The organism is Microbacterium sp. MMO-35, assembly GCF_037147555.1.
Taxonomy (GTDB): domain Bacteria; phylum Actinomycetota; class Actinomycetes; order Actinomycetales; family Microbacteriaceae; genus Microbacterium.
Window position 1 is genome coordinate 118,587 of record NZ_JBBCVH010000009.1, and the last position, 6,000, is coordinate 124,586.

Below are 6,000 nucleotides of genomic sequence, written 5' to 3' on the forward strand. Positions count from 1 at the left end.
CGGTCTATCAGTCCACGGACTATGAGTACCATCTGACATGTGTTCCTGCCCGAGCCTCGTGGCCTCAGTGATCCCGCGAGGCTTGCCGAGCGCACTTCCATGCTCGCCACGGAGCCACGAATCGAGGCGCTTCGGGACTGGGCTCGCGCCCTAGAGGAGAGGCGCGGAGTTCTCGTTCCGCAGTTCGACCCAGCCGACGGCGGTGATGCAGCACGGGTTCTCCTTCTCCTGGAAGCGCCGGGTCCGATGACTAACGCCGGCAATGCACGCCCTGGCTCTGGTTTCATCTCGGTTGACAACGACGACCAGACGGCGGAGAACGTGTGGCACGCCCGCAGCCAGGCTGGGCTGCACGCCGCGGTGGTCCAGTGGAACATTGTCCCGTGGTACCTGGGCACCGCCCCGTAAGCCAAATGTGGCCGAGATCGCGGAAGGTGCCATCGAACTCCTGGATCTCATGAAGTTGCTCCCTCGCCTCGACACAGTCGTCCTCGCCGGACGCTACGCACAATCGGGGTGGAAGAAGCATCTGGACCGTTCATTGCGCCGCCCAGTCGTGCGCGTCATCGAGACCTGGCACCCCTCGCCGCTGTCTTTGAACCAGCCGGGCCACCGGGTCGAGTTCGCTGCCGCATTGCGGGCCGCGGCAACGCCCGCGGTCATCTAGCCCCGGCGTGCTACTCGGCCGCTGTATATGTCCTCGGAGTGTGCCCACACCTGGGGACGATTGATTGCAGGGCCGACCTTTGTCGCGTCAACCTGCTCGATCCTCCACAGGACGGCGACCGCTATTCGCTTCGCACAGCCTGAATCTCGTTCCCGCCGAAAGAAGCGGTTGAATTGATCGGGTAATTAACCGGCCCTATTCCTCGGAGGAGAGAAATGACCAAAAGGAAAGTGCACAAGCGCTATCTGAGATTGGAAATCTCGGTGCCGCCAGAGGTCGACTCGGCTCTCGAATCGCTGGCAACGATGAGCGGCGTTTCCAAGGCGACCGTCGCGCGAGAGGCGCTGGTCACAGGTCTGGCTCCGTACGACCTGATACCGGCGCACGTCGTCGCTGCCATGCCCACCACTCTGTCCGCCGGACCCCGCTCGACCGCCCACAAGAAGGAGAAGAACTGATGTCTACTGAGAACCGGAACCGCCGCCCTCGCCGCCCCGCCAAGACCCCGAGCAACCCTCGCGGTCTCGACCTGGACCCGCGCCACGGCGACCTGCCCGGCTACCAGGCCCGCGGCAACGCGCAGCGCGCCCGACTCCAGGCCGCATCCGCTGATTACGCCGACGTGGCTGCACAGTTGCAGCACGGGCTGGCCCGAGTGGAGGAGCAGTTCGGATTCGCGTTCGCCGCCGACGACGCCCGCCGCGCCACGCAGGAGCGCCTGGCTCAGACCGCCCGCCCCGAAGCTCTGCGCCAGGCCGAAGAGCGCCGCCTGCGGCGTGGCTGACCTCGAACCTCAACACCCAAGGAGAACGACATGAGCAGTATCAGCCCCGACATCATCGACCGGACCCGCCGCGAGGTCCGCGAGCGCACCTACCGCAACAGCACCGAGGAGGCCGCGGAGGTCGCCCGTGTGGACGACATCCTGTTCCACCGCGTCGGCGCTGCCGAGCAGAACGTCATCGACCAGGCGCAGAGTTTCATCCGGGCCAACGCCCCTCGCGTCGGGCTGTCCCTCGACCTCCTCGAAGACCTGGAGGACATCGGACGACGGCTCGCCCGCGGCGGCGACACCACCGCTCTCGCCAAGGAGTACCGCGACATCAAGGGGCGCATCGATCGAGAGCTCGGAGTGCTCGGGAGCCTGGCGCAGAACGCAGACCGGATGGACGCCGCGCTCGAAGACCCCGTGGCCCATGCGCAGCGGATCTACGCGAAGATGCCCGCCTCGACCTGGGTCGCCCCGTGAGCGCCCCTCGCACGGTCGGCGGCGTGGACATCCAACTCCGCACGCCTCACGACGCGCCACGAGAGCCGGACTTCGGCCACACCGCGCAGACCCCGATGCTGAAGCTGCCCGCCGTCGCGCTCGCCACGCTCCGCTACAGCCTGTCGGAGCCGTTCGAGCACTGGGTTCCGCAGCAGCGCGGCCCGGTCACGACGGCGTCGATTCAGCTCGGAGCGTGGCGGCACCATCGCGCGGAGCACACCCACGCTTGGCGCACCGCGCACAACTCCGCATGGAAGGTCGCCCGGGATCTGCAAGGCCTCTATCACGGTGGTCTGCGGGGTGCTCAGCGGGTGCCGCTCCTCGGCCTGGACCTGATCCGCTGCACCGACGAGCTCGGCATGGTGGCCTGGTGGTGCGACGTCGCCTCCCAGGACGACGAGTATCGCTTCCAGACCGTGCGTCTGTCAGAGGCGCTGGCCCGATGTGTATACTCACCGAAGAACGCCCTGCGAACGCCCGCGAACGACGAATCCGCTCCCGCGGCGCGCGCACGGTAAAGTAGTTCTTAGCAGCGAATGATACGGAACTGAATTGACGAGGCTCCTGATCGGGAGCGCGGATGAGTTGATACGAAAACGGCCACTCCAACTGAATATCGAAATGCAGTTCCACTAACGGCAAACAACTTCGAACGGCATCATTTCGCCAAGTAGAAGTCTCGCGAACGAGTCCTCCGGACCGACGGCGCACGAGACGAGTGGTTCCACCTTTACCAATTCCGGCTGAAGGTGTTGAACCCAGTCCGTGCGCCTTTCTGCATTTAGCGCGCGGCACCCACGAGGGAGCCCGCCAACATGTCCGAGAACACCCGCGACGCGAACAGTCGCTATGACCACCCCGGCTTCGACCGCGAAGCGGCCATGGACTACACCGGCATGTCCAGGCACCAGCTCGACCGCGCCCGCTGGGGCAAGAAGATCAACTACTTCCTGGTCGGCAACGTCGTCAAGTACAGCCAGCGGCAGCTTGATGAGTACCTGGAGTCCTGCCGTGTGGACAACACGTCCTCCGAGAACGCGGAGTGAGTCGTGGGTGCTTCACGCCGTGAAGAAGTCTGTCGATACGACTTCACCGACGAGAACGGTGCGCTGAGGTTCCAGAAGGTTCGCTATCGTCTGTTCGATCCCGAGCCTGGCGGGCGGAACAAGGACTTCCGGTACTTCAACCCGAACGCGCTGCCTATCGATCGCTGGCGCAAGCCCGAGGGTGCTGATCGGTGGATCTACAATCTGCCGGCAGTGCGCCGAGCTATTCGCGAGGGCGAGATCATCCACTCGGTTGAGGGTGAGAAGGACGCCGATGCGCTGATCGAACGCGGTTACGTCGCGACCTCCGTGCACCAGGGCGCGAACAAGGTGACCCGTGAGCAGATGGCGTGGCTTCGAGACGCCGCACACGTCGTGATCTGGGTGGATAAGGACGTCGAACATCCGGAAGTCGGCGCGCATGACGCTGTGATGCGGCACGACCATCTCATCGACCTCGGCTCGTCCGGGCGCATCGAGTTTCGGCGTGCGCGTGGGCCGTGGGGCGGTCTGAAGGACGTCTACGACCATCTCGCCGCGGGCTACTCGCTGGCGGAGGCCGTTCGCATCAACCCAGAGCGTCTGGCGGACTGCGCTGCGCTGTACACGCCCCGCAAGAACTGGAGGGTCGGATATGGCCGAGCCGCGTAAGAAGTTGGCCCGCGAGAAACCCACGGTTGAGCAGGCTCTGCAGGATGGCCCGCTGGCCGAGATGATCGCCGCGAAGCTGGCCGACGAGTTCTGCTTCGCGCCGGGGCTGGGTTGGCTCCACTGGTCCGGCAAGGTCTGGGACGAGTGCTCCGACGTGGAGCCGGTCGAGGCGGTCCGGGTTGCTCTGCGCGACTTCATGGCGGAAGAGATTCTGCACGGAGCTTCGCCCGGTCGCACCAAGTCACTGGAGGTCGTGCTCGGCTCCGGCAAGATCCGCTCGGTTGCCGGACTCCTGAAGGGCATCCTGAAGGTCGAAGCAGACGAGTTCGACACCGCCTACGACCTGTTGAACGTCGCCAACGGCGTTGTCGATCTGCGTACAGGCGAGCTCCTGGCTCACGACCCCGCGCACCGGTTCACCAAGATTGCCCGTGCGGAGTACGACCCCGCCGCGCGCTCACGGTTCTGGAATCTGGCGCTGTCGGCGTTGCCGCGCGAAGAGCGCGAGTGGATGAAAGCGCGGCTCGGGCAGGCGATCACTGGCTACCCGCCGAGTGACGACCTGTTGCCGATCTCGCGGGGCTCCGGCTCCAACGGCAAGAGCACCTTCTTCGACGCGATCCGGTTCGCCTGCGGGACGTTCGCGGGGCTGGTGTCGGATCGAGTGCTGATCGCGAACCCCGGTGACCACCCGACCGAGTTGACCGATCTTCGCGGGCTCCGGCTGGCTGTGCTGGAGGAGCTGCCCGAGGGCGGACGCCTCAACGTGAAGCGGCTGAAGGACATCATCGGTACGGAGTCGATCACCGCGAGGAAAATCCGTCAGGACTCGATGACGTGGCGGGCGACACATTCGCCGTTCATCACGACGAACTACACCCCGCGCGTCAACGAGACCGACCACGGCACATGGCGACGGCTGGCGCTGGTCCGCTTCCCGTACACGTTCCGCAAGCCCGGTGAACCTCTCCGGAACAAGCGCCTCGACAAGCACGGCGACCCGCAACTGAAGCAGCGCACGCGACAGCGCTCGATGCAGAAGGCAGCGTTGCGGTGGCTGGTCGAGGGCGCGATGGCGTGGTACGCCGCGGATCAGATTCTGCCGCCTACCCCGCCTGCCGTCGCGAAGGCCACCGAGGAGTGGCGCGCGCAAGCCGATCATGTGTTTGCGTTCGCCTCGGAGTACCTGACCTGGGACCCGGCGAGGTCGATCCTCTCCAGCGACCTGACCGAGATGTTCCGAACCTGGCTATCCCGCAACGGCAAACCGGAGTGGGCTGGGGAGTTGATCGTGGAGCGCTTCGGTAACCACCACCTCGCGCAGGATCACGGCGTCCGCAAGGCCCGCCTCCGCGTGAAGGAGGGCCAGTTGTCCCGGCCTATGCGCAGCGGCCCGCACTTCAAGGACTCCAGCACCGATATCGACCCCGTCGGCAAGTCGCTGGCTCAGTGGATCGGCGTGGCCTGGCGCGGGAGCACGGAGGGCGACTGATGGATATCCGCCCTATGCGCCCCGAGAAGTGGCGACGCGCCTATGTCGCCTGGTTCGACTCGGACGGCGACTTGCGCGTCGATGTCGTATCCGTCCGGGACTGGTCCGTGGTCGAGGGCGTGTGGCGTCCGGCGTTCCGGTACGGCGGGCGGTGGGTGTGGCCACAGATGTGGCACCGGCTCTTGCCAGACCGCGCTCTTGTGCTGGCCGCCCCAGGCGCACCCCGTCCTACCGACGACGTTCTCGCCGCCGGGGCTCACACAGCCCAGCGCCCGCGGGTGGCGTTCGTACCCTCGCCGGACCCGACCGACCCCGAGGCCGTAACCAGAGCGCGCGAAGAGCTCGCTCGTGCCGATGCGGCGGCCGCGCTGCGGCCTGAGGTCGTTCCGGGCGATCCGGGGTGGTGGCTACCCGCAACCGAGGAGGAAGTGCAGTGGATCGACGACCTGACGGATGAGCTCCACGACACCGATATCTGCGCCCCGCGACGACGCCGCGTGGGTTCCGTTCCGGGCGATCCGAGCTCTCTTGGTAACTCTCGCGAAGGGTGCTCTAAGGCTCGTCAACCGGATAGGTCGGAACGCCCGGAACGCGGTACGGAATGGCCGAGAAAACCCAATCCCAGAGCAAGGCACGCCCCATAGACCGCCGGAGGGGTGGGTTGCTCTTGGTGTGGCTCTCCTTCCCCGCCTCTCCGGCTTTGAAATCTCGATGAACGACAGAAAGGCAATGAACATGACCGAACCGAAGCGTGAAGTTGGAATGAAGCGCCCTGGGTCTGATGGAGACTCGCGCTATTTGATTCCCACCAGCTGAGTGCGGTCGGCTTGGACAGCATAGAACGCCTGCTCGAACTCGGCAGGTGGGACGTCGC

General features: G+C 65.6%; 8 protein-coding genes. All 8 read left to right on the forward strand.

All coding sequences use genetic code 11. The features are described 5' to 3' along the window. Window positions 1-415: 415 nt before the first annotated feature. The 8 genes from WFJ01_RS16390 (at window position 416) to WFJ01_RS16425 (ending at window position 5,126) form a co-directional block, all read left to right on the forward strand. A complete protein-coding gene (locus WFJ01_RS16390) occupies window positions 416-667 on the forward strand; it encodes a hypothetical protein (RefSeq protein WP_336629666.1) in 252 nt (83 codons plus the stop codon). Between the two features lie 215 nt (window positions 668-882). Beyond that, window positions 883-1,125: a CopG family transcriptional regulator gene (locus tag WFJ01_RS16395; protein ID WP_336629667.1), complete on the forward strand. Its 243-nt coding sequence runs from the start codon at window positions 883-885 to the stop codon at window positions 1,123-1,125. Then, entirely contained in the window at window positions 1,125-1,451 is a 327-nt protein-coding gene (locus tag WFJ01_RS16400; RefSeq protein ID WP_336629668.1) for a hypothetical protein, read from the forward strand. The genes WFJ01_RS16395 and WFJ01_RS16400 overlap by 1 nt, the downstream gene beginning before the upstream one ends. 30 nt (window positions 1,452-1,481) lie before the next feature. Beyond that, window positions 1,482-1,916: a hypothetical protein gene (locus WFJ01_RS16405; protein WP_336629669.1), complete on the forward strand. Its 435-nt coding sequence runs from the start codon at window positions 1,482-1,484 to the stop codon at window positions 1,914-1,916. Further along, the gene (locus WFJ01_RS16410) at window positions 1,913-2,455 is read left to right on the forward strand and encodes a hypothetical protein (RefSeq protein WP_336629670.1); all 543 of its coding nucleotides are present in this window, start codon (window positions 1,913-1,915) and stop codon (window positions 2,453-2,455) included. The genes WFJ01_RS16405 and WFJ01_RS16410 overlap by 4 nt, the downstream gene beginning before the upstream one ends. 297 nt (window positions 2,456-2,752) lie before the next feature. Further along, window positions 2,753-2,983, forward strand: a complete 231-nt coding sequence (locus WFJ01_RS16415; protein WP_336629671.1) for a hypothetical protein — start codon at window positions 2,753-2,755, stop codon at window positions 2,981-2,983. A 3-nt stretch (window positions 2,984-2,986) separates the two neighbouring features. Further along, complete coding sequence (locus WFJ01_RS16420) at window positions 2,987-3,634, forward strand: hypothetical protein (protein WP_336629672.1); 648 nt, start codon at window positions 2,987-2,989, stop codon at window positions 3,632-3,634. Beyond that, window positions 3,618-5,126, forward strand: coding sequence for a DNA primase family protein (locus WFJ01_RS16425; RefSeq protein WP_336629673.1), 1,509 nt, complete (start codon window positions 3,618-3,620; stop codon window positions 5,124-5,126). Before WFJ01_RS16420 ends, WFJ01_RS16425 begins: the two co-directional genes overlap by 17 nt. Window positions 5,127-6,000: the final 874 nt, after the last annotated feature.